The 22,798-nt window shown below is 57.5% G+C and carries 25 protein-coding genes; 13 read left to right on the forward strand and 12 right to left on the reverse strand.

Annotation, left to right across the window (positions count from 1 at the left end; translation table 11 throughout):
- The first annotated feature begins 2 nt into the window (after positions 1 to 2).
- The 4 genes from QZ298_RS03825 to ahcY are packed head-to-tail and all read left to right on the forward strand — an operon-like array spanning position 3 to position 3,620.
- The gene (locus tag QZ298_RS03825; RefSeq protein ID WP_296005475.1) at positions 3 to 683 is read left to right on the forward strand and encodes a phosphatidylserine decarboxylase family protein; all 681 of its coding nucleotides are present in this window, start codon (positions 3 to 5) and stop codon (positions 681 to 683) included.
- Positions 680 to 1,786 (forward strand): AI-2E family transporter, encoded by a 1,107-nt coding sequence (locus tag QZ298_RS03830; RefSeq protein ID WP_296005477.1) that lies wholly within the window; start codon positions 680 to 682, stop codon positions 1,784 to 1,786. Before QZ298_RS03825 ends, QZ298_RS03830 begins: the two co-directional genes overlap by 4 nt.
- The gene (locus QZ298_RS03835) at positions 1,786 to 2,154 is read left to right on the forward strand and encodes a riboflavin kinase (protein WP_296005479.1); all 369 of its coding nucleotides are present in this window, start codon (positions 1,786 to 1,788) and stop codon (positions 2,152 to 2,154) included. The genes QZ298_RS03830 and QZ298_RS03835 overlap by 1 nt, the downstream gene beginning before the upstream one ends.
- A 56-nt stretch (positions 2,155 to 2,210) precedes the next feature.
- Positions 2,211 to 3,620, forward strand: a complete 1,410-nt coding sequence (gene ahcY, locus QZ298_RS03840; protein WP_296005481.1) for an adenosylhomocysteinase — start codon at positions 2,211 to 2,213, stop codon at positions 3,618 to 3,620.
- Between the two features lie 247 nt (positions 3,621 to 3,867).
- Here ahcY and QZ298_RS03845 read toward each other — a convergent pair whose 3' ends face one another.
- Genes QZ298_RS03845 through panC form a run of 3 tightly spaced genes read right to left on the reverse strand, consistent with a single transcriptional unit; the run spans position 3,868 to position 5,579 of the window.
- Complete coding sequence (locus tag QZ298_RS03845) at positions 3,868 to 4,377, reverse strand: DUF456 domain-containing protein (RefSeq protein ID WP_296005482.1); 510 nt, start codon at positions 4,375 to 4,377, stop codon at positions 3,868 to 3,870.
- Positions 4,378 to 4,383: 6 nt separating this feature from the next.
- Complete coding sequence (gene panD, locus QZ298_RS03850) at positions 4,384 to 4,743, reverse strand: aspartate 1-decarboxylase (protein ID WP_296005484.1); 360 nt, start codon at positions 4,741 to 4,743, stop codon at positions 4,384 to 4,386.
- Positions 4,743 to 5,579, reverse strand: a complete 837-nt coding sequence (gene panC, locus QZ298_RS03855) for a pantoate--beta-alanine ligase (RefSeq protein ID WP_296005486.1) — start codon at positions 5,577 to 5,579, stop codon at positions 4,743 to 4,745. The genes panD and panC overlap by 1 nt, the downstream gene beginning before the upstream one ends.
- A gap of 153 nt (positions 5,580 to 5,732) precedes the next feature.
- Between panC and QZ298_RS03860 the strand changes: the two genes are divergently transcribed.
- Positions 5,733 to 7,739, forward strand: a complete 2,007-nt coding sequence (locus QZ298_RS03860; RefSeq protein WP_296005488.1) for a dihydrofolate reductase — start codon at positions 5,733 to 5,735, stop codon at positions 7,737 to 7,739.
- A gap of 140 nt (positions 7,740 to 7,879) precedes the next feature.
- On the opposite strand, the gene QZ298_RS03865 is transcribed toward QZ298_RS03860, so the two are convergent.
- The 4 genes from QZ298_RS03865 to QZ298_RS03880 all read right to left on the reverse strand — a co-directional run bounded on the left by QZ298_RS03865 (position 7,880) and on the right by QZ298_RS03880 (position 11,603).
- Positions 7,880 to 8,467: a hypothetical protein gene (locus QZ298_RS03865; protein WP_296005490.1), complete on the reverse strand. Its 588-nt coding sequence runs from the start codon at positions 8,465 to 8,467 to the stop codon at positions 7,880 to 7,882.
- A 598-nt stretch (positions 8,468 to 9,065) separates the two neighbouring features.
- On the reverse strand, positions 9,066 to 9,584 hold the full coding sequence (locus QZ298_RS03870; protein ID WP_296005493.1) for a PH domain-containing protein: 519 nt from the start codon (positions 9,582 to 9,584) through the stop codon (positions 9,066 to 9,068).
- A 19-nt stretch (positions 9,585 to 9,603) separates the two neighbouring features.
- Positions 9,604 to 10,308, reverse strand: coding sequence for a 2-C-methyl-D-erythritol 4-phosphate cytidylyltransferase (locus QZ298_RS03875; RefSeq protein WP_296005495.1), 705 nt, complete (start codon positions 10,306 to 10,308; stop codon positions 9,604 to 9,606).
- Positions 10,309 to 10,322: 14 nt separating this feature from the next.
- Positions 10,323 to 11,603 carry a M23 family metallopeptidase gene (locus tag QZ298_RS03880; protein WP_296005497.1) on the reverse strand — a complete coding sequence of 427 codons (1,281 nt, stop codon included), beginning with the start codon at positions 11,601 to 11,603 and terminating at the stop codon, positions 10,323 to 10,325.
- Positions 11,604 to 11,909: 306 nt separating this feature from the next.
- On the opposite strand from QZ298_RS03880, the gene lpxK reads away from it, so the two are divergent.
- The 5 genes from lpxK (at position 11,910) to QZ298_RS03905 (ending at position 15,578) form a co-directional block, all read left to right on the forward strand.
- Entirely contained in the window at positions 11,910 to 12,953 is a 1,044-nt protein-coding gene (gene lpxK, locus QZ298_RS03885) for a tetraacyldisaccharide 4'-kinase (RefSeq protein ID WP_296005499.1), read from the forward strand.
- Positions 12,937 to 13,743 (forward strand): purine-nucleoside phosphorylase, encoded by an 807-nt coding sequence (locus QZ298_RS03890; protein ID WP_296005501.1) that lies wholly within the window; start codon positions 12,937 to 12,939, stop codon positions 13,741 to 13,743. The genes lpxK and QZ298_RS03890 overlap by 17 nt, the downstream gene beginning before the upstream one ends.
- A 7-nt stretch (positions 13,744 to 13,750) precedes the next feature.
- Positions 13,751 to 14,275: a single-stranded DNA-binding protein gene (locus QZ298_RS03895; RefSeq protein WP_296005503.1), complete on the forward strand. Its 525-nt coding sequence runs from the start codon at positions 13,751 to 13,753 to the stop codon at positions 14,273 to 14,275.
- 327 nt (positions 14,276 to 14,602) lie between these two features.
- Positions 14,603 to 15,310 (forward strand): hypothetical protein, encoded by a 708-nt coding sequence (locus QZ298_RS03900; RefSeq protein WP_296005505.1) that lies wholly within the window; start codon positions 14,603 to 14,605, stop codon positions 15,308 to 15,310.
- The gene (locus tag QZ298_RS03905; protein ID WP_296005507.1) at positions 15,297 to 15,578 is read left to right on the forward strand and encodes a transcriptional regulator; all 282 of its coding nucleotides are present in this window, start codon (positions 15,297 to 15,299) and stop codon (positions 15,576 to 15,578) included. Before QZ298_RS03900 ends, QZ298_RS03905 begins: the two co-directional genes overlap by 14 nt.
- A gap of 51 nt (positions 15,579 to 15,629) precedes the next feature.
- On the opposite strand, the gene QZ298_RS03910 is transcribed toward QZ298_RS03905, so the two are convergent.
- Positions 15,630 to 16,010, reverse strand: coding sequence for a hypothetical protein (locus QZ298_RS03910; protein ID WP_296005509.1), 381 nt, complete (start codon positions 16,008 to 16,010; stop codon positions 15,630 to 15,632).
- A 407-nt stretch (positions 16,011 to 16,417) separates the two neighbouring features.
- Between QZ298_RS03910 and QZ298_RS03915 the strand changes: the two genes are divergently transcribed.
- The 3 genes from QZ298_RS03915 to QZ298_RS03925 are packed head-to-tail and all read left to right on the forward strand — an operon-like array spanning position 16,418 to position 17,498.
- Positions 16,418 to 16,774 (forward strand): hypothetical protein, encoded by a 357-nt coding sequence (locus QZ298_RS03915; protein ID WP_288849406.1) that lies wholly within the window; start codon positions 16,418 to 16,420, stop codon positions 16,772 to 16,774.
- Positions 16,771 to 16,980: a hypothetical protein gene (locus QZ298_RS03920; RefSeq protein WP_296005514.1), complete on the forward strand. Its 210-nt coding sequence runs from the start codon at positions 16,771 to 16,773 to the stop codon at positions 16,978 to 16,980. The genes QZ298_RS03915 and QZ298_RS03920 overlap by 4 nt, the downstream gene beginning before the upstream one ends.
- Positions 16,977 to 17,498, forward strand: coding sequence for a hypothetical protein (locus QZ298_RS03925; protein WP_288849409.1), 522 nt, complete (start codon positions 16,977 to 16,979; stop codon positions 17,496 to 17,498). The genes QZ298_RS03920 and QZ298_RS03925 overlap by 4 nt, the downstream gene beginning before the upstream one ends.
- Positions 17,499 to 17,708: 210 nt before the next feature.
- On the opposite strand, the gene QZ298_RS03930 is transcribed toward QZ298_RS03925, so the two are convergent.
- Genes QZ298_RS03930 through secA form a run of 4 tightly spaced genes read right to left on the reverse strand, consistent with a single transcriptional unit; the run spans position 17,709 to position 22,750 of the window.
- On the reverse strand, positions 17,709 to 18,440 hold the full coding sequence (locus tag QZ298_RS03930; protein WP_296005517.1) for an SDR family oxidoreductase: 732 nt from the start codon (positions 18,438 to 18,440) through the stop codon (positions 17,709 to 17,711).
- Between the two features lie 35 nt (positions 18,441 to 18,475).
- A complete protein-coding gene (locus QZ298_RS03935) occupies positions 18,476 to 18,961 on the reverse strand; it encodes a hypothetical protein (protein ID WP_296005519.1) in 486 nt (161 codons plus the stop codon).
- Positions 18,962 to 19,005: 44 nt separating this feature from the next.
- On the reverse strand, positions 19,006 to 19,455 hold the full coding sequence (locus tag QZ298_RS03940; RefSeq protein ID WP_296005520.1) for a dCMP deaminase family protein: 450 nt from the start codon (positions 19,453 to 19,455) through the stop codon (positions 19,006 to 19,008).
- Position 19,456: 1 nt separating this feature from the next.
- Positions 19,457 to 22,750, reverse strand: a complete 3,294-nt coding sequence (gene secA, locus QZ298_RS03945; protein WP_296005522.1) for a preprotein translocase subunit SecA — start codon at positions 22,748 to 22,750, stop codon at positions 19,457 to 19,459.
- Positions 22,751 to 22,798 lie beyond the last annotated feature (48 nt).

The following is a 22,798-nucleotide window of genomic DNA, read 5'->3' on the forward strand; positions in this document are numbered from 1 at the left end:
GCATGAAAATCAATAAAGAAGGTTACAAAATCATCTTCGTTTCGGGCTTGGTCTGCGTGCTGATCTGGTGGCTGTTCTACCACTTGTTGGTCAGCGATTCGAGTACTATGCTTATCTGGGCCAGTACGATATTCTTGTTGTTGTTCTGGTTCTTCATCGTTGCCTTTTTCCGCGAGCCGCGGCGCGTGCGCATCCACGACGGCGACCTGGTTTTCGCGCCTTGCGACGGACGGGTCGTGGTAACCGAGGTCGTTCGGGACGACGAGTATCTGCATGAGGAGATGTTGCAGATTTCGATCTTCATGTCCATTACCAACGTCCACATGAACTGGGTGCCCGTGGGCGGCATCGTCGAGTATTTCAAATATCATCCCGGGCGTTTTCTGGTCGCCTGGCATCCCAAGTCGTCGACCGAGAACGAGCGGACAACGACCGTCGTGCGCATGGCTTCGGGCCATCGGGTGCTGTTCCGGCAGATTGCCGGGTTGATCGCCCGGCGGATCGTCTCCTACATGGAGACGGGCCACCAGGTCGAGCAGAACAGCGTCTGCGGGTTCATCAAGTTCGGTTCGCGGGTCGATGTGCTCGTGCCCAAGGGGAGCGAACTGCTCGTCGGCTTGGGCGATCCTACGGTCGGTTCGCAGACTCCCATCGCCCGGTTGCCCCAAAATACGGAAGCATGATCGCGACTTCGCAGACCGTGCTGAAATTTCTTGCCGGGGCGGCCGTCGTTGCGGCGGTGCTCTTTTTGGTCTGGTATTTTTCAGCCATCGTTGTTTATATCCTCGTCTCGGCCGTGCTCGCCGTGATGGGGCGTCCGCTCGTCAAGCGGATTTCGGCATTGCATATGCGGCGTTGGCAGGTGCCGCGTTCGATCGCGGCATTGGTTACGTTGGTCGTCATCTGGACGGTCGTCGCTGTGTTGTGCGCCTTGTTCGTGCCGTTGGTCTTCAATAAGATCAACCAGTTGGCCGGGGTCGATTTCAGCGCTGTCGTCAGCAGCATCGGCGATCCTGTCGCCCGGGCGCAGCATAATTTGCAGCAGTTGTTCGCCTTGCCCGAGAGTTCGTTTTCCTTGTCCGAGGAGTTGACCGCAGCTTTACGGCGGTTGATCGACTTCGAGTCGCTCAATTCGTTGTTTTCGTCGGTCATCGGCATGGTTTTCTCGTCGGTCATCGCCGTTTTTTCTATTTCGTTCATCACGTTCTTCTTTCTCAAGGAGGACGACCTTTTCTACACCATGGTCACGGGCGTGTTTCCCGAGCGTTACCGCGACAGCATTACCCGGGCCTTGGATTCCGTGACCTTGCTCCTTGGGCGCTATTTTACCGGCATCCTCTCCGAAAGTTTGCTGTTGATGTTCGCCGTGTCGCTCGTGATGATGCTTTTCGGCATGAAGGCCGCCGATGCTTTCTTCATCGGTCTGGTCATGGGCGTGATGAACGTCGTGCCCTACGCCGGCCCGTTGATCGGCGGCGTGATTTCGGTGTTGGTCGGTATCCTCACGCCCATCGAGGGTACATCGGTCGGGCATACGGTCTTCGTCATCACAGCTTCGTTGCTTGCAATCAAAGGATTGGATGATTTCGTCTTGCAGCCTACGCTCTATTCCGAGCGGGTCAAGGCCCATCCGCTCGAAATCTTTCTCGTCATTCTTTTCGCCGGGTCGTTCGCCGGTATCTTGGGCATGTTGTTGGCCATTCCTTCCTACACCGTCCTGCGCGTCTTCGCCAAGGAGTTTTTCTCCCAGTTCGCATGGGTGCGGCGGTTGACCGAGAAAATCTGATGGAGCCGGTCGTTTTCGAGGGGGTGGTCGAGCAGGGACGGCAGCTCGGGCGGCAGTTGGGTTTTCCGACCGCCAATCTGCCCGTACCGGCCGATACGCTGGTCGGCGATGGCGTCTACGCTTCGTGGGCCGAGGTCGGGGGCGTGCGTTATCGGGCCATGTCCAACCTCGGGAGCAATCCCTCGGTCGGGGGCGGCGAACGGAGGTTGGAGACCCATCTGTTCGGATTCGCCGGAACGCTCTACGGCAAGACCCTGCGGGTGGAGCTGGTGCGGCTGATCCGCGGCGAGCAGCGTTTCGCTTCGGTCGAGGAGTTGCGCGAGCAGATAGCAAAAGACAAGGAAACGATCTTGAACTTGACATACTGATCGGTCGGAAGCACCGGGCGGTCGCGGATAACGAAACTATAAAAATTAGGTTGATTATGTTTTTGGATACAACTTTACCCTATAAGGTCGCCGACATGTCGTTGGCCGAGTGGGGGCGCAAGGAAATCGAGATTTCCGAGTACGAGATGCCCGGCTTGATGGCCGTGCGCCGCAAATACGGCCCCTCGAAACCGCTCCAGGGCGTGCGCGTCATGGGGTCGCTGCACATGACCATCCAGACCGCCGTGCTGATCGAGACGTTGGTCGAGTTGGGCGCCGAGGTGCGGTGGTGTTCGTGCAACATCTTCTCCACGCAGGATCATGCCGCTGCCGCCATCGCCGCTGCCGGCGTACCTGTTTTTGCATGGAAAGGCGAGACCTTGCCCGAGTATTGGTGGTGCACCGCCATGGCGCTGTCGTTCCCGGGCGGCAAAGGCCCGCAGCTCATTGTCGATGACGGCGGCGATGCCACCTTGTTGATCCACAAAGGTTACAAGGCCGAGAACGACGCTTCGACGCTCGACGTGACTCCCTCGTCGTACGAGGAGGAGGTCATTCTCGACACGCTCCGGCAGCTTCTGGCCGAGGATCACGGCAAATGGCACCGCACCGTCGCCGAGTGGCGCGGCGTGAGCGAGGAGACCACCACCGGCGTGCACCGGCTCTACCGCATGATGGAGGAGGGCGAGCTGCTCGTGCCGGCTATCAATGTCAACGACTCGTGCACCAAATCGAAGTTCGACAACCTCTACGGCTGCCGCGAATCGCTGGCCGACGGCATCAAGCGCGCAACGGATGTGATGATTGCCGGCAAGGTCGTGGTGGTGTGCGGCTACGGCGACGTGGGCAAGGGCTGCGCCCGGTCGATGCGTTCGTACGGCGCCCGGGTCATCGTGACGGAGATCGACCCCATTTGCGCCTTGCAGGCGGCGATGGAGGGCTTCGAGGTAAAGACCGTGGAGAGTGCACTGGCCGAGGGCAACATCTTCGTGACTTGTACGGGCAACTGCGACATCATCACGCTGGAGCACATGGAGCGCATGCGCGACCAGGCCATCGTCTGCAATATCGGTCACTTCGACAATGAAATCCAGATGGAGCGGCTCGAAAAATCGGGTGCCGCGAAGACCAACATCAAGCCGCAGGTCGACAAATATACCTTCGCCGACGGCCATTCGATCTTCATTCTGGCCGAGGGGCGTCTGGTCAACCTCGGGTGCGCTACGGGGCATCCGTCGTTCGTTATGTCGAATTCGTTTACTAATCAGTGCCTGGCGCAGATCGAGCTGTGGCAGAAGAAGTTGGATGTAGACGTCTACCGCCTGCCCAAGCATCTCGACGAGGAGGTCGCCCGGCTCCATTTGGACAACTTGGGCGTCGAGTTGACGCACCTGACCAAGAAGCAGGCCGATTACATCGGTGTGCCGGAAGAGGGGCCGTTCAAGGCCGATCACTATCGGTATTGAAGAAAGATGCAAGGCGGAGGGGCGGTTGCCGTTCCGCCTTTTTTCTTGGTCATTCAGAGCGTCGCGAAGCATCGTCTGCCCGGCAGGTTTCGCGGATGTTCGCTGCGATGGACAGGAAGAACCGGAGCGGGTAAAGAATCGGGGCGTCTCTATTCGTAGAGACGCCCCGGTTTCATTCGGCAGGTAGGCCGTTTACCGGTAGGGATGTTTATCGTTACCGGATTGACGATGTCGCGCTGTTTAAAGGTTAGAACAGCCCGGACACCCACTCCTTGAACGGTGTCCACATGTCGGCCGCAACCAGCACGAACATCGTCAGGCAGGCGATCAGTTTCAGTCCTGTGCCTACGATGAATGCCATGAAAGAGCCGAAACCCACCCGGAACGCTTTGCCCGAATCGGTGCTGTCGTGGAGCAGTTCTCCGGCCACGGCCCCTGCGAACGGGCCGAGAACGATGCCCCACGGCCCGAAGAAGAGCCCGACGAAGATGCCGATCGTCGCACCGATGGCGCCAGCCCGCGAGCCGCCGAAACGGCGCGTCATCCATGCTGGTAGAAAATAGTCCGCTGCGGAGACTGCTGCCGTGAGCGCCAGCCAGAGCCAGAGCGTCGCAGCCGAAATTTGCGAGTAAGAGGCGCCCCAGGCGCAGAGCAGCCCGAGGTAGCTGAGCACGACGCCCGGAAGAACCGGCACGATACACCCCACGATGCCCAGCACCGAAAGCACGAACGCCAGAATGGCCAGCAGAACGTCCATCGTCTCTTATTCGGTCAGTCGGTTGGTCGCCGTGTCGGGGAATACGATCCACGGCCGGAACTGCTTGGCATCTTCGAAATCCATCTGCGCATAGGAGGCGATGATGACCACGTCGCCCACCTGCACCTTGCGGGCCGCAGCGCCGTTCAGGCAGATGCAGCCGCTCTCCCGCGGGCCTTTGATGACGTAGGTCTCGAAACGCTCGCCGTTGTCGATGTCCATGATCTGTACTTTTTCGCCTTCGATGATGTTGGCCGCTTCGAGAAGCGCTTCGTCGATGGTAATGCTGCCCACATAGTTCAGATCGGCCTGGGTGACCGTCACGCGGTGGATTTTCGATTTGATGACTTCGATCTGGAATTTCATTATCGGATTCGGATGTTGTCGATTAGACGGATCGGGCCGGCCTGCACGGCGATGCAGCCCTGGATGCGGGACGCGTCGTCCCATGCGGAGACTTCCTGCATGGTGCGTGCGTCGACCGACTGGTAGTAGATCGTTTTCAGCAGCGGGTTGCGGTCGATTTCTTCGGCGACCCACGCCTTGAGCCGGGCCGGCGTCAGCTCGTGCGACTTTTCTACGGCTGCCCGCAGCGTGGCGTAGATGTGCGGAGCCGCTGCCCGGTGTGCCTCGTCGAGGAGTTGGTTGCGCGACGAGAGCGCCAGGCCGTCGTCGCCGCGGACGATCGGGCATTCGACGATCTGTACCGGCAACCCCAGTTGTTCCGCCATGGCGCGGATCACGGCGATCTGTTGGAAATCCTTTTCGCCGAAGTAGGCGCGGGCCGGCCGCACGATGTCGAACAGCCGGCTGACCACCTGGGCCACGCCGTTGAAGTGGCCGGGGCGCGTAGCGCCCTCCATTACCTTGTCGACCGCTCCGAAGTCGAACTGCCGCGTGTCGGGTTCGGGATATATTTCTTCGACCGAAGGCATGAGCACGTAGTCTGCGCCGGCTTCCTCGAGCAGCCGGGCGTCGGCTTCCGGCGTGCGGGGATAGTGCCGCAGGTCGTTCTTGTCGTTGAATTGCGTGGGGTTGACGAAGACGCTGACCGCCACGACGGCGTTTTCCTTGCGCGCCCGTTCCACCAGCGAGCGGTGTCCGGCATGCAGGGCGCCCATCGTCGGGACGAATCCCAAGCCGCTCGGATCGACCTGTTCCAGCTGCGCCCGCAGCGCGGCGACGCTTGTAAAAACTTCCATATTCTTCTTGAATCGGGTTGCGGGGCAAAGGTAGAAATTCCGATAGACAAAACGAAGCATTTTTTGCAAAAAAACGTTCCGCAGCGCGTTTTGCCGAATTTTTGTTATCTTCGCACAAAACAATACCCGAACGTCATGAAAAAAACTATCTTTATGTCCTTTATCGCTTTTTCGTTCGTTTCGTGCGGCGGCGCTTCGCAGCCGGCCGAGGCTCCGTGGATCGTCGACCGGTTCGACGACGTGAAGGTGATCCGCTATGAGGTTCCCGGCTTCGAAGAATTGCCTTTGGAGCAGAAGGAGCTGATCTATTATCTGGCCCAGGCCGCCCGCTGCGGGCGCGATATTTTGTTCGACCAGAATTGCGCCATGAACCTGCCCGTGCGGCGGACGCTGGAGACCGTCTACGAGCATTACGAGGGCGACCGCGGAAGCGCGGAGTGGCGGGCTTTCGAAAAATACCTCAAGAAAGTGTGGTTCGCCAACGGCATCCATCATCATTACTCCAACGACAAGTTCGTGCCCGAATTCTCCGAGGAGTATCTGTTGTCGCTCATCGAAACCATCCCCGAGGAGTATTTCGGCGATGAGCTGAACGCCCTGCGCGGTGCCGTCTGCATCGCCATCTTCGACCCCGACATGTACCCCACGCGGCTCAACCAGACGGCGGGCGACGATCTGCTGCTCACTTCGTCGAGCAATTACTATTGCGGCGTCTCCCAGTCCGAGGCGGAGAAGTTCTACGCCGCGATGGCCGCCGCCGATGCCGGCAACCCCGAGCCGGTCTCCTACGGCTTGAATTCGCAGTTGGTCAAGGATCGCAAGTCGGGCCGCATCTACGAGCGCACGTGGAAGGTCGGCGGCATGTACTCGGCGGCCATCGAGCGCATCGTGGAGTGGCTGGAAAAGGCGCAGTCCGTAGCTGCCGAGCCGCAGAAGTCGACCATCGCTTCGCTCATCGAATACTATCGCACGGGCGACTTGAAAAAGTTCGACGAATACAACATCCGCTGGGTCAAGGATACGTTGTCGAACGTCGATTTTGTCAACGGATTCATCGAGGACTACGGCGATCCGCTGGGCCGCAAGGCGTCGTGGGAAGCCAACGTCAACTTCATGGATACCGAGGCGTGCCGCCGCACGGAGATCATCTCCGAGAACGCCCAGTGGTTCGAGGATCATTCGCCCGTGGCGCCGCAGTATAAGAAAAAGAAGGTCAAGGGAGTTTCGGCCAAGGTCATCACGGTGGCCATGCTCGGCGGCGACTGCTACCCGGCCACGCCGATCGGCATCAACCTGCCCAACGCCGACTGGATCCGCAAGGAATACGGCTCCAAATCCGTCACGATCGACAACATTACCTATGCCTACGACATGGCGGCCCACGGCAACGGCTTCAACGAAGAATTCGTCTTGCGGGCCGACGATCGCGAGCGCATGGATCGCTACGGCAAGCTGGCCGATGACCTGCATACCGACCTGCACGAGTGTCTCGGCCACGGTTCGGGGCAGCTGGCGCCCGGTGTTGCGGGCGGCGAGCTGAAGAGTTACGGTTCGACGCTCGAAGAGACCCGCGCCGACCTCTTCGGTCTCTATTATCTGGGCGATCCGAAGATGGTCGAACTGGGGCTGATCCCCTCGCTCGACGTGGCATGGGCCGGTTATGCCAAATATATTCTGAACGGCATGATGACCCAGCTGGCCCGCATCGAGCCGGGCAAGAACGTCGAAGAGGCGCACATGCGCAACCGCAAGTTGATCTGCGAATGGTGCTACGAGCGCGGCAAGGCCGACAACGTGATCGAGTGGGTCGAGCAGGACGGCAAACGCTATGTGGTGGTCAACGATTTCGCCAAGCTGCGGGCGCTGTTCGGCGAGATGCTCCACGAGATTCAGCGCATCAAATCGGAGGGCGATTACGAGGCGGGCCGCGAGCTGGTAGAGCGCTATGCTGTGGCGGTCGATCCCGAACTGCATGCCCAGGTGCGGGAGCGCTACAACGCTCTCGGCATCGAACCTTATGGCGGATTCCTCAATCCCGACTATCGGCTGGTCGAGCAGAACGGCAAGATCGTCGACGTGGAGATCATCTATCCGACCGATTATGTCGAGCAGATGATGGACTACTCGAAGAACTATTCTTTCCTGCCGCTGAAAAATTGATGAATGGCGAAACGCCTCCGCGGAGTCTCCGCAGAGGCGTTTCGTTTGAGAGAAGCCGGGCCGCCGTTTTGCATATCGACGAGCGAGGGCGCATCCGACATAGGATGCGCCCTCGGTTTTTTTCTCGGGAGAAACGGATCTTATTTCTTTTTCGGGTCGCTGCCGTTGTCGATGGCGAACGTCGAGACGATGACCATCTTCTCGTCCACGTTGTTGGGGTTCGAAACGATCACGCCGTATTCGCCTGTCGGGCGTTTCTCGAAAGTCAGCCGGTAGCTGCTCTCGCCGTATTTCTTGGCTTCGAAAGGCAGGTACTCCATCGTGTTGCTCTGCACGTTGAAAGTGCCTACGGCCGAAATCACTGCCGAACGGTTCTTGGGCGTGGCTTTCATGCGGAAGACGCGCACGATAGACATCGGGTCGGCTTTGTTGTCTTTGGCCCGCACGATCAGTTCGATGGGCTGCGAGCCGTCGAGCCGTACGTTTGCCGTGCTGCCGTCGATCACGACCTTGGTCTTCTGCTTGGCAGCGGCGAATCCGGCGATGTAGACGCCTGCTCCGGTCTTGATGCGGACGTTGTGCTTTTCGAGTTTGCTGGCCGAGCCGTCGGGGAGCACCGCCACGACCTCGCCTTCGAATTCGGGTTCGAGGGTCTGAGCTGCCGCTGCGTCGATTCCTCCGGCCCATGTCCAGGCCGCGAAAGCCATCAGGAAGAGAATCTTTTTCATGGTGTTGGGGTTTAGAGTTCGGTGCATCTGCACTTGTTGCAAAGTTAAGTATTTCTGGTCAAAAAAGTTCCCCCCCCCGATTTTTTTGCCGAAATGCCGAAAAAGATAAAAAACAACCCGTAGATGCTTGGACGCAGCGCACGGAAAAAGCATCTGCCCGGTTCCCGGTGTTCAGCGGGTTCACGTTGCCCGACGTGAAGTCCAAAAAGGCCGCGTTGATATTACCGGCAGCATAGGACGAAGATGCCCAGTAGAGGCCGCGCGTGCCGACGCTCGTCAAGGCTCCCGACGCGTTGTTGCGGTGGCCCGCGGCGAATGTTTTGGCAAGCAATCGCTGGGATGAATGGCCCGGAGAAGCCGACGGCGGCAGCCCCGGGACAGACTGGGATAGATAACTAACGGCACCGCAAAACAGAAAACAAACGTTTTTGCACCGAATCGTCGGTGCCGAATGAACCGTCCGCACCTAATTTTCTGCGCTGAACTTTTGCATCAACTTCTTTTTTGCGCCTTACGCCGTCAGTGGATTGCTGAATCTACGTACCGCACTGGCGGAAGCCGTGACCTCCGTCATTCCGGGTATGAAGTTGCTTTTTATCTATTCTTCTTCGATCGGACGGTTGCCGCCCGGCGGCGTCAACTCTGCTGTCAGTCGGTCGGCATCCTGGCACGACACATAGAGCCGATCTTCGTAAATGTCGATGATCTCTACGAAGTTGCTCCATTGCGTGGCGTAGATTTTTACCCGTTCGAAGCGATGGAGGTCAAAATAGTAGCCATAGTAGCCGAAGAATCCGCAGCTGCCGAACAGCGGCACGATCCATTTCATCCGTTTGGTCTCCACCCGGTGCACGGACGCGATTTCGTCGCGGCGGATTTCTGTGATGTCCAGCAGGCAGCGGATTTCCACCGTTTCGTCGGTTACCACGATTTTGCGGGGAATCGAAAGCGCCATCAGTGCGATGAGCGCCACGATGAACGAAGTAAACCAGGCCGAAAGATAGCCGCCCTCGTAGAGGTAATAGAGTACGCCGCCCAGCAATGCGAAGACGATCAGATAGATCGCCGTCCAGTAGATCGTGTGGCGGTCGAAGCGATATTTGTAGGTGTTTTGCATGGTCGGTCGTTGCGGGTCGTTATTCAATCGGCAGGCCTTCGCAGGCGTTCTCCTCGCGGGCGGCAAACAGGGCTTCGGCGATCGCGATGTCTTCCGGCGTGGTAATCTTCAGATTTTGCCGCTCTCCCTCGCAGAGACGGACGGCATGTCCGCTTCGTTCGACCACCGAGGCGTCGTCGGTAAACTCCGGATCGTAGTCGGTGCGGTAGGCTTCGCGGAGCAGGGCGGCGTCGAACACCTGGGGCGTCTGTACGATCCGCAGGCGTCTGCGGTCGAGCGGGTACGAAGTCCCGCCGTCCGTTTCGCGGTAGGAGTCCGCCGCTTCCACGACCGGAATCGCCGTGCCATGTTCTGCGGCTTCGGCGGTCAGGCGGCGGATCAGCTTTACCGAGCCTAAAGGACGCACGCCGTCCTGGACAGCAATCAACCCCACATCTTCCGGCAGTGCGGCCAATCCGTTGCGCACCGAGTGGAATCGTTCGTTACCGCCGGCCGTTACGGTGTGGGGCGCTACGTCGAAACGGGCGCGCAGGTTGTTCCAGAAGCCGATGTATTCGGCAGGCAATACGACCACGATGGAGGCGCCGGGCAGCGCCTGGGCGAAGTTGCCGATCGTATGAGCCAGCACCGGCCGGCCGGCCAGCAGGGCGAATTGCTTGGGAATGCTTCCGCCGCATCGCCGCCCCTGGCCGCCTGCTACGATGATGACCCCGCTGCGTTTCATGGGCGCCGGGCAGTCTATTCGGCCGTTGCCGGCTGCAACACGGCTGCCGGAATAACGATCGAATCCAGTTGGGTAATGCGCTCTTCGTCGGACACCTCGCCGTTCAACTCGGCGATGATGCGGTCGCGGACGAATTCGAAAGTTTCGCGGTTCGCCTTGGCGATCGGCTCTGCCGGACTCTGGGGAATCTTCAGCGGGTCGATGGGCGTGCCGTTGCGCCATACGCGGTAGTCGAGGTGCGGGCCGGTCGAAGCGCCGGTCGAACCTACGTATCCGATCAGCTGTCCTTGCGACACGCGTTTACCCTTGGCGATGCCCTTGGCATAGCCGCTCAAGTGGAGGTAGCCGGTCATCAGGTTGTTCGGATGCTTGATCTTGAGGGTGTTGCCTCCGCCGCCGGCCCAGCCCTTGAATGTTATTACGCCGTCGGCCACAGCGTGTACGGGCGTTCCCTTCGGCGCTGCATAATCCACGCCCGTGTGCGGACGGTAGACTTTGTAGATCGGGTGCTTGCGGGCGTAGCTGAATTTCGAGCTGATGCGCGTATATTTAAGCGGAGCCTTGAGCATTTGTTTGCGCAGGCTCGTTCCGTCGGCTTCCCAATATTGGATTCTGCCGCCCTGGCGGTAGGGAATGGCGTAGTATTCTTTGCCTCCCTGGGTAAACTTAGCGCCCCATATGCGGTTGATGCCTGCCGGTATGGTGTCGTCGATGAAACGTTCGTCGTAAATTACCGTGAAGCTGTCGCCCTTCTGTATGCCGAAGAAATCTACCGTCCATTGGTAGATGTTCTCCATTTCGGCTGCCAGAGCGTAGGGCAGATTCTGCTCCATGATCGATCCCCAAAGCGACGATTTGATGACCGCGCTGCGCTTGGTGCGCCGCAGAGTCATGGGCTTGGTGTCCTGACGCACCGATACCGAGTCGGCGTCGTGGAATCCGAACACCACGTAGTCGGTCAGCCCGGTTTCGTAGACCAGATAGTCGAGGTGCGGGCTGTAGAGCGAGTCTTCGTGGATGAAGACCGTGTATTTGTGACCTGGGCGGATGTTGCGCAGCGGGAACACCTCTTTGGAGGCGCGGTCGAGTCGGTCGATCTGGCGGGCCGTGACGCCGTAGCGGTTGAGTATCTTGCCCATGGTTTCGCCGGGGCCGATTTCGCCGCTTTCCAGGCGGTAGTTGTCGGCGTCGATGCCGTAGACCAGGTTCTGTTGTTGCGCGGCCGGTTCCGTGCGGTCGCATGCCCCGGCCGCCAGGGCCAGTGTTGCAAGCAGGGAGAGGGTGATTTTTTTCATACGCATAGGCAAAGATAGTGCAAGTCGAGCGCAAAAGCAAACAAAGTTTGCATTTTGCCGAGACGCCGCCTATCTAAGCGGGAGCTTGTCTCCCGCAAATCGTGCAAGTCGAGTTGAAAAGCAGCCATGTTCCATGTTTTGCCGAGACGTCGTTCGTGTCCGTCGGTTTTTTCCCTCGCCGGGTCTTCCGTTTTATTCTTCGGGAGGGCGGTTTTTTATCCGGGCTTGAGATTTGTAAATTTTTATTTTGTCAAATCGGTAAATATTGTTATCTTTGAAAATTCCGGATAATTGCATTTTGAAGAGATGACCAAAAGTTTGCTCGCGCCGATGGCCTTCCTGTATAAGTTGGGGGTGACGTTCCGTCATCGTCTCTTCGATTGGGGGTTTCTCAAAAGCGAGCGTTTCGACATTCCGATCATCTGTATCGGCAACATTACCGTGGGCGGCACCGGCAAGACGCCGATGGCCGAGATGCTCATTTCCTACATGTCGCAGCGTTACAACATCGCTTTGTTGTCGCGCGGTTACGGCCGGCGCACCAAGGGTTACCGCGAGGTGCAGTGTTCTTCGCATTACCGCGAGGTGGGCGACGAGCCGTTGCAGATCAAGCTCAAGTTTCCCGACACGCTGGTCGTCGTTTGCGAAAAGCGGGCCGATGCCATTCGGAGGATTCGTGCCGAGCATCCCGAGATCGACCTCATCATCATGGATGACGGATTCCAGCATCGTTACATCGAGCCGAAGATCAACGTTGTGATGATCGACGCCACGCGCCCCGTTCAGCATGACAAGATGTTGCCCGCCGGGACGTTGCGCGACTTGCCCTCCGAGTTGTATCGGGCGCATTATTTCGTCGTCACGAAGTGTCCCGAGAAGATGGCGCCCATCGACCGGCGGATTCTGCGCAAGGTGTTGATTTCGATCGCTTACCAGCGGGTTTACTATACGCGTTTCGAGAGTTTCATCCCGCAGCCGCTCTTCCCGTCGGAGGCTTCCGGCGAGCCGGTGGCGCAGGGCGGCAAGGTCATTGCACTCTCCGGCATAGGCAATCCCGAGCCGTTCCTCGAAACGCTGCGCAAGCAGTATGACGTCGTAGCCGAGATGACGCTCGATGACCACCATGTATATCGCGTGCGCGACATCCGGGCGCTCGGGACGTTGCTCGCCGCGCATCCCGGGGCCGTGATCGTGACTACCGAGAAGGACGCCGTGAAGCTGGTCAACCGGGAGAAGATTCCCGCCGATATCCGGCGCAGTTTGTATTATCAACCGATCAATATTTCGTTCATAGAGGATTCGGCAACGGATTTTCTGCAAAGATTAGAAGAAGATGTTAGAGGAAATTAAGAAGACCGCAGCGTGGATCCAGGCGCAGACCGCCGGATTCCGCCCCGAGGTGGGCATCGTGCTCGGCACGGGCTTGGGCGATTTCGCCGAACAGATCGAGGCCGCCTATTCGTTGGATTACAAGTCGATTCCCGGGTTTCCCGTTTCGACGGTCGAGGGGCACAAAGGGCGTCTGATCTTCGGTACGCTGGAGGGCCGCAAGGTCGTCGCCATGCAGGGGCGTTTCCACTATTACGAGGGTTACACCATGCAGCAGGTAACGTTCCCCGTGCGCGTGTTGCAGCAGCTGGGCATCGGTTACCTCTTCGTTTCCAATGCTTCGGGCGGCATCAACACGTCGTTCCGTGTGGGCGATCTGATGGTTATTACCGATCATATCAATTTGATGCCCAATCCTTTGATCGGGCCGAACCTCGCCGAGTTGGGGCCTCGTTTCCCCGACATGCACAATTGCTATGACAAGGAGCTGATCGCCCGCGCCACGGCCATTGCCGAGCAGGAGAGCATCAAGCTCCAGTACGGCGTTTACGTCGGCGGCACCGGCCCTACGTTCGAGACGCAGGCCGAGTATCGTTATTTCAAAGCCATCGGCGGCGATGCGGCCGGCATGTCGACGGTTCCCGAGGTAATTGTCGCCCGGCACATGTCGATTCCTGTGTTCGGCGTTTCGGTCATTACCAACTGCGGCCTCTCCGACGAGATCGGCGATCACGAGGATGTGCAGTTGCAGGGTAAGAAGGCCGGCGTGAAGATGCAGTTGCTGTTCCGCCGGATGATTAAAGAATTGTAGAGAGCATATGGTCAATAAAGTTATTTTGGTTGGCAACGTCGGCATGGAGCCGGAGGTTCGCACGACTGAAAACGGCGTGAAGGTCGCCCGCTTGCGCTTGGCTACCACCGAGCGGTTTTTCGACCGCCAGACCAACGAAACGCGCGAGCATACCGAGTGGCACACGATCACTTTGTGGCGCGGTCTGGCCGATGTGGTCGATCGCTACGTGCACAAGGGATCGCAGCTTTATATCGAGGGACGTCTGCGGACGCGCGATTGGGTCGACAAGGACAACAACAAGCGTTATACCACCGAGATTCTGGCCGACAGCATGAATCTGTTAGGTCGGCGAAGCGACAGTGCGATGTCCGACGGCGCGCAGGGCGGTGCTCCGGCACAGCCTTACGGTGCGGCGTATGGAGCTGCGCAGAGCGGCGCCGGGGCGGTTCAGCCTGGTGCGGTTGCGGGCGATGCCGGACATTCGGCTCCCGGGCAGCCCGCTGCGGCGCCTGCCATGCCTGCCGACGATCCCGACGATCTGCCGTTCTGATAGTTGCGGCGGCCCGGACGTGCAAAGGCACCGAGTGGTTGCATTGGCATTTTTCACTGACACTTCGGGATGATATTTTTGGTGTGCGAGCGGCAAAAGCCGTTCCGGAGCGGCTGCAAGGGAAATCGTACCTTATGAATTCGTTCTTATGCCGTTGCTATTCCGGCGAGGAACGGACATCCGCATGAAAAATTTGTTGAAATATTTGGTTTATTAAATAAATCGATTTATATTTGCAATATGGGTTAAGTAGGGGCAACGTCGCGCGGGTTTGCCCTTCCCTTTTCCGGATAAAGTTTATATTGTAAACCGATTAAAATTATTATTATGAACGATCGTAGAACAAACGCTTTAGGTAGTCCGAGCGCAGAGCCGAGTTTACACGAATTCAGCCAAGGCGGGAAAATCTGCAAGCAACTCAACGAAAAGGAGAGCATCGAGCTGATCGCCCGCATGATTTCCGAGACCAAAAGCCGTTTCGAGGTCGGCGACGGCAATATCCTTTTGAACTGGGGCATCCTCACGGCGACCATCGCCACCGTAGTGTGGGCGGCGGTTGCCGCGACCGGCAATCCTGCATTCAACGGCCTGTGGGCGCTGATGGCCTTCGGTTGGTTTTTCAATCGCAGGCTGGCCGTGAAGCAAAGCAGCCGCGGCTGCCTCTCCTATACCGACAAGCTCTGCACTGCCATCTGGAAGTCGGTCGGGATTCTCGGTGCGGCCGGGGTTGTCATCTGCACGGTGCTCCATCTGACAACGGGCAATTCGCCGTGGATGGTCATGTTCTTTTATGCGCTGTTCGTGGTGGGGTTCGGCATCATCGGTTCGGGTGCAGCCCTGAAAGTCCGCAGTATGGTGGCTGGAGGAATCCTCAGCGTCGCTTTCGGCATGGTGCTGCTGGGCTGCATCTTTTCCGAGGTAAAGCTCTCGATGACGTGGGTCATGCCGTGCTTTATCCATTGTTTCGTGCTGATGATGATCATTCCCGGTCTGGAAATGCGGCGGCTGGCGCGCAAAGAAAATGAAAGAGCTTGATCCGCTGCTCCATTCGCAGCTGCGGCTGGCGGTCATGTCCGTGCTGATGAACCTTGCCGAAGCGGACTTCGTCTATCTCCGGGAAAAGACCGACGCCACCGCCGGAAACCTCAGCGTCCAGCTCGACAAACTCGCGGCAGCCGGGTATATCGAAGTGGAAAAGGGATTCGTCGGCAAGAAGACGCGGACGGTCTGCCGCGTGACCGCAGCGGGGCGCAAAGCTTTCGAAGAATATGTGCAAACCCTCCGGGGATATTTGAACCTGTAACCCGAAAAGGGCGCTTTCGGTCGTTCGGAAGCGCTCTTTTTTACGCCGCAATTACAAGTGAACGATGCCGCGGCGGTAGGCGGCGAGGTCCGATTCGTCGAAACGGGCGAGTGCGTCGCCGAGTTCGCGGAGTAGACGGGCGCGGTCTTCGGGCAGGTGGCCGAGCAGCGGCACGGTGTTCGAAACGGTGTGCCCCATGATCGTGGTGGGGATCGTGAGCCGGGCGATGAATGCACGGAGTTCTTCGAGCCGTTCGCGTTCGCCGGCTTCGCGGAATTTTCCTGCTGTCGTGTCGGCTGCCAGCGGTGTTTCGGGGAAAAGGGTCAGCGAGACGATACCTATTATATATGGGTGCAGCCGGTTGAAAAGTGCCGCCGCGGATCGAGCCCAGTAGTTGCGCGATCGCTTCCGGCTGGTCGCCCGTCGGGGCATAGTCCGATACGAGTTGGAAGTCCATGGGGCAAAATTAATTCATAATTCACAATCCGGAATGACGATTTTATAACAGTGCAAAAACCGGTCATTTGTTTATTGCGGAATATTCAGTAATTTTGTAATGCTGTTCCCTGTTGGGACAGCAACATATTCGTTTAGTGAAAGTGTTTCGCTAATCCTTGGCAATAAAATTTGGCGATTTTAAGGAAACAAGGACAGGCAATACGACACTCATTACCGTGTATAGCAATATGTCATTCGATATATGCTATTCGGTGTGGGGTATTGTTTATTTGTTTCCGGGCCACGCCAAATGCCTATTGTCAGATAAACGAACGACTCCACACTTTCTTTTTGTATAGTTCTGCTCCGGAGTCCGGCAGGAAACTTTATTCAATTTTGTTATGGAAAAATGGATTTGTCCTTTTTGCAATGCGGAACACGATGGATCTTATCGGTTTTGCCCGATTTGCGGATGCCCGAACCCGGGAAATGACGCAGAATTGCCGGATGTTTCTTCAACCGAAAAATCTTCTGAAAGCACATTGGTTTTTATTGGTAAATTGGTCTACGGATTCTCTATTTTGTTGGGGGTTGTAACCGTCGTTGTAGGATTGTTGTCATACGATTTTTCGCTCGGGCTCTATTGCATTTTATTGGCCGTGGCTTTGTTGGTTTGGGCTAAAATGAGTTATTATCTGCTGAAAGTTATCTGTAATATATCCAACACCCTTAAGTCGATCAACCGGAAATTGAAATGATGACCTTACATGAAGCAATGGCTGTCGTTCTGTCGAAAGGACCGAAGACAGCAAAGGAGATCGCCGATGAAATCAATCGGAGAAAGCTGTATTGTCAAAAAGACGGTCGGCCGGTTACTGCCGGTCAGATTTCTGCGCGGGCGAACAAGCGTTCGCATCTGTTCGATAAAGAAGAGAAAAAGTATTTTTTGAAAGGGAAGTTATGAATTGGAGAAAAATAGGGATAATTCTAATCGGAACTTTGGCCTGCACGGCTTGTAATCGTTTCGGTCCGGAGATTCACAAGGCGGAGATTGAAGATGCTATCCGATTCAACAAAGCGATCGATTCTTATACAGAGTGGTATTATGTTGATGCCTGCATACTGGGGAATTTGCTTATGCGCGTAGAACAGCAAACCCATTGCGAAACATATTGGCAAAAAATGGAATATGTGAAGCTGTTCAAGATTGAAGAGTATTTTCCCGAAGAGGATGAAAACCGATATATGCTTGTATTGGAAGGCTTGATGGCTAAATATCGGGATGCGGAGGTCATATTGGGACCTATCAGACGGAATTATAGGTCTCGTGGATGTTTGTATTATATTGTGGAAGATTGTTTGAGCGGTATGGAATATTATATAGAATATCGGTGTCCGGTTTTAGGTAAAAACGGCGAATTGAATATTGTTTCCAAAAAGGAAAAAATCGAAAAGATCGGGCGATTGAGACAAAGACGGTAAAAGATATTCGATGCGGCCTCGGCTTTCGGGAACAATTATATTCTGTCGTAAAAAGCCGTTCCGGTGAGAGGTGGCTGATGCTGCGGCAGCTGCTCGAATGGGCCGAAAAAAACGCTTGAATCCGTAACAGGCAAAACAATCCGTGCAAGAACTGCAAACGGGATGTACAATATTTGTACATCCCGTTTTTGCTTGCAAGTCGGACGGAATTTAAGCGCCTTTACGAACCGGAAGCCGTTCCCACAACCATGCAGGAATCAACCGCCACAAAAAGACCAGTACAGCATAGCGCCGGTCGATGACGATGCAGCGCCGACGATGCCGGAGAGCCTGGAAAATGCGTCGGGCGACCGGTTCGGGTTGCATGAGCAGGGGGTAGTCGTCGCCCGCAAGCAGCGGGGTGGCGACGAATCCGGGGCGGATGTCCGTAAAGCGGATGGGCAGCCGCTCCATGCGGGCGAGCTGCGCCAGAGCGTCGATGTAGGTGTTTTGCATCCGTTTGGTGGCCGAATAAGCCGGTGCGGAACCCAGTCCACGGGTGCCGGCTACGGAGCTGATGATGGCGATATGGCCGCTGCCGTGGTTGCGGAACCAACCGAAAGCTGCGGTAACCATGCGTACGAAACCCTCGCCGTTGGTGCGGAGCGTGGCCAACTCGATGTCGGGCCGCAGTTCGGTGTTGCGCTTGCCGATGCCCGAGGTGTGGAAATAGATGTCCATGCCGCCTATGCGTTCGGCCAGTGCGGCGAGCCGCTGCGGGGCCTCGACGTGCGTGACGTCGATCGGTTCGGTTTCGACCAGCTCCGGTGCCAGCGCCTTGAGCCGGGCGAGAGCCTCCGTGTCGCGTCCGGCGGCGCCTACGCGCCAACCTGCGCCGATGCAGAGCTTGGCCACCTCGAAGCCCAAGCCGGAGGTGGCGCCAACGATGACGATGCGTTTCATCGGATGGTTGTATTCGTTTGCGAAAGAAGCGGCCGCTATCGGCCGTCACGGTTGCTGCCGCCCGAAAAGTCGCTTCCTCTCTTTTTTTGTTTTTCCTGGTTGGAAATGCCCGGGGTTGCGAGTGCCTCCGCCAGCGCTTCCTCGGGCAGCTTGCTTGTTGCGATGCGCAGCAGCATATGGACATAACTGTCTTTTTCGCCCGACGAATAGGACTGCACGAATTCCCAGCCGCGGCCGACCATGTAGTTGAGAGCCTGGATGCCCGAGTTGAAGATCAAGTCGCGCTCCTCGCTATCGGTCAGCATGTTGTATCGCCAGTAATCGGTCTCTTGGCCGAAATCGAGAATCACGGACGTGCCCCGGGGCCGGGGCAGGTGGTTGCAGATGATTTCGCAGTAGAGGTATCGGGGTGCCTCGGCTGGCGATTTTTCCGGCGTGCAGTCTGCTGCCGCTTGCTGTGCCTGCACCGGCAGGGCGACGCTGCAAAGCAAGAGCAGAAATATCGCGATCCTGGTTTTCATCGAGTCTTAACCGTTGGAAGTCGACGTGTTGTGAGCGGTTGTCATCATCCCTTTCCCGTTGTGTCCGGGGCAATGTACTGTACGCATTCGATGCCGACTTTGCGCAGGAGATCAAGCCCGTCTTCCGAGCGATAGGCTTCGCTGTAAACTACGCGCCGGATGCCGGCCTGGATGATGAGTTTCGAGCACTCCAGACATGGCGCTGCCGTGATGTAGAGCGTCGAGCCGTCGCAGTTGTTGGCGCTTTTCGCCACTTTGGTAATGGCGTTCGCTTCGGCATGCAGCACATAAGGCTTGGTCTTGCCCGCGTCGTCTTCGCAGACATTTTCGAAACCCGAGGGGGTGCCGTTGTAGCCGTCCGAGATAATCATCTTGTCCTTGACGATCAAGGCACCCACCTTGCGGCGTACGCAGTAGGAGTTTTCGGCCCAGATGCTCGCCATGCGCAGGTAGCGCATGTCCAGCTGGCGCTGTTTTTCTTCGTTGTAGCCCACCTTACAATCCTTTTCCGTGGCAGTTTTTGTACTTCTTGCCCGAACCGCAGGGGCAGGGATCGTTGCGGCCCACTTTCTTCTCCGCATGCAGAGGCATGGGTTTCTGTTGTTCGCCCTGGCCCGCTTGAGCGGCCGCCTGCATGCGCGAGGCTTGCAGTTTGTTGACGTCGACCTTGGCGCGCTGCTGCCGTTCGCGCTGCATGGCTTCGGCGTTCTGGTCGCGCACCGGAATGTAAGCCTTGTTCAGGATGGCCAGCACGTCGCGGTTGACGTCGATGAGCATCTTCGAGAACAGCCCGAACGACTCGAACTTGTAGATCAGCAGCGGGTCTTTCTGCTCGTAGGTGGCGTTCTGCACGCTCTGGCGCAGGTCGTCCATTTCGCGCAGGTGCTCGCGCCATGCGTCGTCGATCGAGGTAAACATCACTACCTTGGAGAAAACCTTGTAGATTTCGGCTCCGTCGGTATCCTTGCACTTTTGCAGGTTTACCGGCACGTTGTAGCCCAGGTGGCCGTCGGTAATGGGGAAGTAGATGTTCGAGTCGAGCTGGTCTTTCTTCTCCTCGTAGATGCGTTGCATGACGGGGCGCACCGTGTCGGCTACGGCTTTGGCCCGGCGGGCGTAGGAGGCCCGGATGTCCGCAACGACCATTTCCACCAGTTCGCCCGGCTTGGCTGCCTCGTAGGCTGCGGCGTCGAAGCTCGGCTCGACGGAGATTTCGCGGATCAGCTCGTAGCGGAAATCGTCGTATTCGATGCCGTTGTGCGTTTCTACGAAGTTGTCGGCGAAGTCGTACATGATGTTGTTCAAGTCGATTTCGATCCGTTCGCCGTAGAGGGCATGGCGGCGGCGCGTGTAGATCACTTCGCGCTGCGAGTTCATCACGTCGTCGTATTCCAGCAGGCGTTTGCGGATGCCGAAGTTGTTTTCTTCGACTTTCTTCTGCGCCCGTTCGATGGCTTTGGTCATCATGCCTGCCTGGATCACTTCGCCTTCTTTCAGGCCCATGCGGTCCATCATGGCGGCGATGCGGCCCGAGCCGAACAGACGCATCAGGTCGTCTTCCAGCGAGACGAAGAACTGCGACGATCCCGGGTCGCCCTGACGTCCTGCGCGGCCGCGCAGCTGGCGGTCGACGCGGCGGCTTTCGTGGCGTTCGGTGCCGATGATGGCCAGACCGCCCGCCTCCTTGACTTCGGGCGTCAGCTTGATGTCGGTACCGCGGCCCGCCATGTTGGTGGCTATGGTTACCTGGCCTGCGCGTCCGGCTTCGGCCACGACTTGGGCTTCCAGCTGGTGCTGCTTGGCATTCAGTACGTTGTGTTTGATGCCGCGGAGCTTGAGCATGCGGCTCAGCAGCTCCGAGATTTCGACCGACGTCGTGCCCACCAGCACCGGGCGTCCCTCGCCCACGAGCCGCACGATCTCCTCGATCACGGCGTTGTACTTCTCGCGCTTGGTCTTGTAGATCAGATCCTGACGGTCGTCGCGGATTACGGGACGGTTGGTCGGGATCACGACCACGTCGAGTTTGTAGATCGACCAGAACTCCGATGCTTCGGTCTCGGCCGTACCGGTCATGCCGCCCAGCTTGTGGTACATGCGGAAATAGTTCTGCAAGGTAATCGTCGCGAAGGTCTGCGTCGCGGCTTCGACCTTTACATGTTCCTTGGCCTCGATCGCTTGGTGCAGGCCGTCGGAATAGCGGCGTCCTTCGAGGATGCGGCCCGTCTGCTCGTCGACGATCTTTACCTTGTTGTCCATGACCACATATTCGATGTCCTTCTCGAACATCGCGTAGGCCTTGAGCAGCTGGTGTACGGTGTGTACGCGCTCCGACTTGATCGAGTAGTCGTTGATGACCTCATCGCGCTTCTGCGCCCGCTCTTCGGTCGAGAGGGCGCTCTTTTCCAACTCGGCCACCTCTGCGCCGATGTCGGGCAGTACGAAGAAGCCGTCTTCGTTGAAGTATTTCGACAATGCTTCATGGCCTTTGTCGGTCAGTTCCACCGAGTTGAGTTTTTCGTCGATGACAAAATAGAGGTCGTCCGTGATCTCGGGCATGCGGCGGTTGTTGTCCTGCATGTAGACGTTTTCGGTCTTCTGCATCAGCGCCTTGATGCCTTGCTCGGAGAGGTATTTGATCAGGGGTTTGTACTTGGGCAGCCCCTTGTGCGTGCGGTAGAGTTTGATGCCGCCCTCCTCGTTTTTGCCGTCGGCGATCAGCTGGCGCGCCTCGGCCAGCAGCGTGGTAACCAGGTTCTTTTGCAGGTTGTAGAGGTTCTCGATCGCCGGGCGGTATTGTTCGAAAAGCTGGTCTTCGCCTTTGGGAACCGGGCCGGAGATGATGAGCGGCGTACGCGCGTCGTCGATCAGCACGGAGTCTACTTCGTCGACGATGGCGAAATGATGCTTGCGCTGCACGAGGTCTTTGGGCGACGAAGCCATGTTGTCGCGCAGGTAGTCGAAGCCGTATTCGTTGTTCGTGCCGAACGTGATGTCGGCCATGTAGGCCGCACGGCGGGCGTCGGAGTTGGGCTGCGTGTCGTCGATGCAGGCCACCGACAGCCCGTGGAACTCGTACATCGGCCCCATCCATTCGCTGTCTCGCTTGGCCAGGTAGTTGTTGACCGTTACCAGGTGCACGCCTTTTTTTGCCAGTGCGTTGAGGAACACGGGGAGCGTCGCCACCAGGGTTTTGCCCTCGCCCGTGGCCATCTCGGCGATTTTGCCCTTGTGGAGCACCACGCCGCCGAAGAGCTGCACGTCGTAGTGGATCATGTCCCACTTCACGTCGTTGCCGCCGGCCAGCCAGTGGGTGGCATAGAGGGCCTTGTCGCCCTCGATGCGCACGAAGTCCTTGGTCGCAGCCAACTCGCGGTCGAAATCGTTGGCTGTTACCTCGACGGTCTCGTTCTGCGCGAAACGGCGCGCCGTGTCTTTCATGATGGCGAACGCCTCGGGCAGGATTTCGTCCAGCTTCTCCTCGATGCGCTCGTCTATGCGTTTGGTCAGGTCGTCGATCTCCTTGGAAATCTTTTCTTTCTCTTCAAGCGTCGTTTCCGGCTTTTCGAGCTGCGCGCGCAACTCCGCGATGCGGGTCTCGTCTGCGGCGATGTAGTCGGCGATGCGGCGTTTCAGTTCTTCGCTGCGGGCGCGCAGACCGTCGTTCGAGAGCGCCTCGATTTCAGGGTATACGGCCTTGATTTTTTGGAGATAAGGTTCGATTTCCTTGCGATCCTTGTCGGCTTTCGAGCCGAAGACCATTTTGATCAGACTGGCAACTATATCCATAGGTAGATTCTGTTTGCGGGGTTTTGAAGTTCTAAATCTTACAAAAGT

Origin of the sequence: uncultured Alistipes sp. (assembly GCF_910580175.1) — a bacterium.
Lineage (GTDB): Bacteria > Bacteroidota > Bacteroidia > Bacteroidales > Rikenellaceae > Alistipes.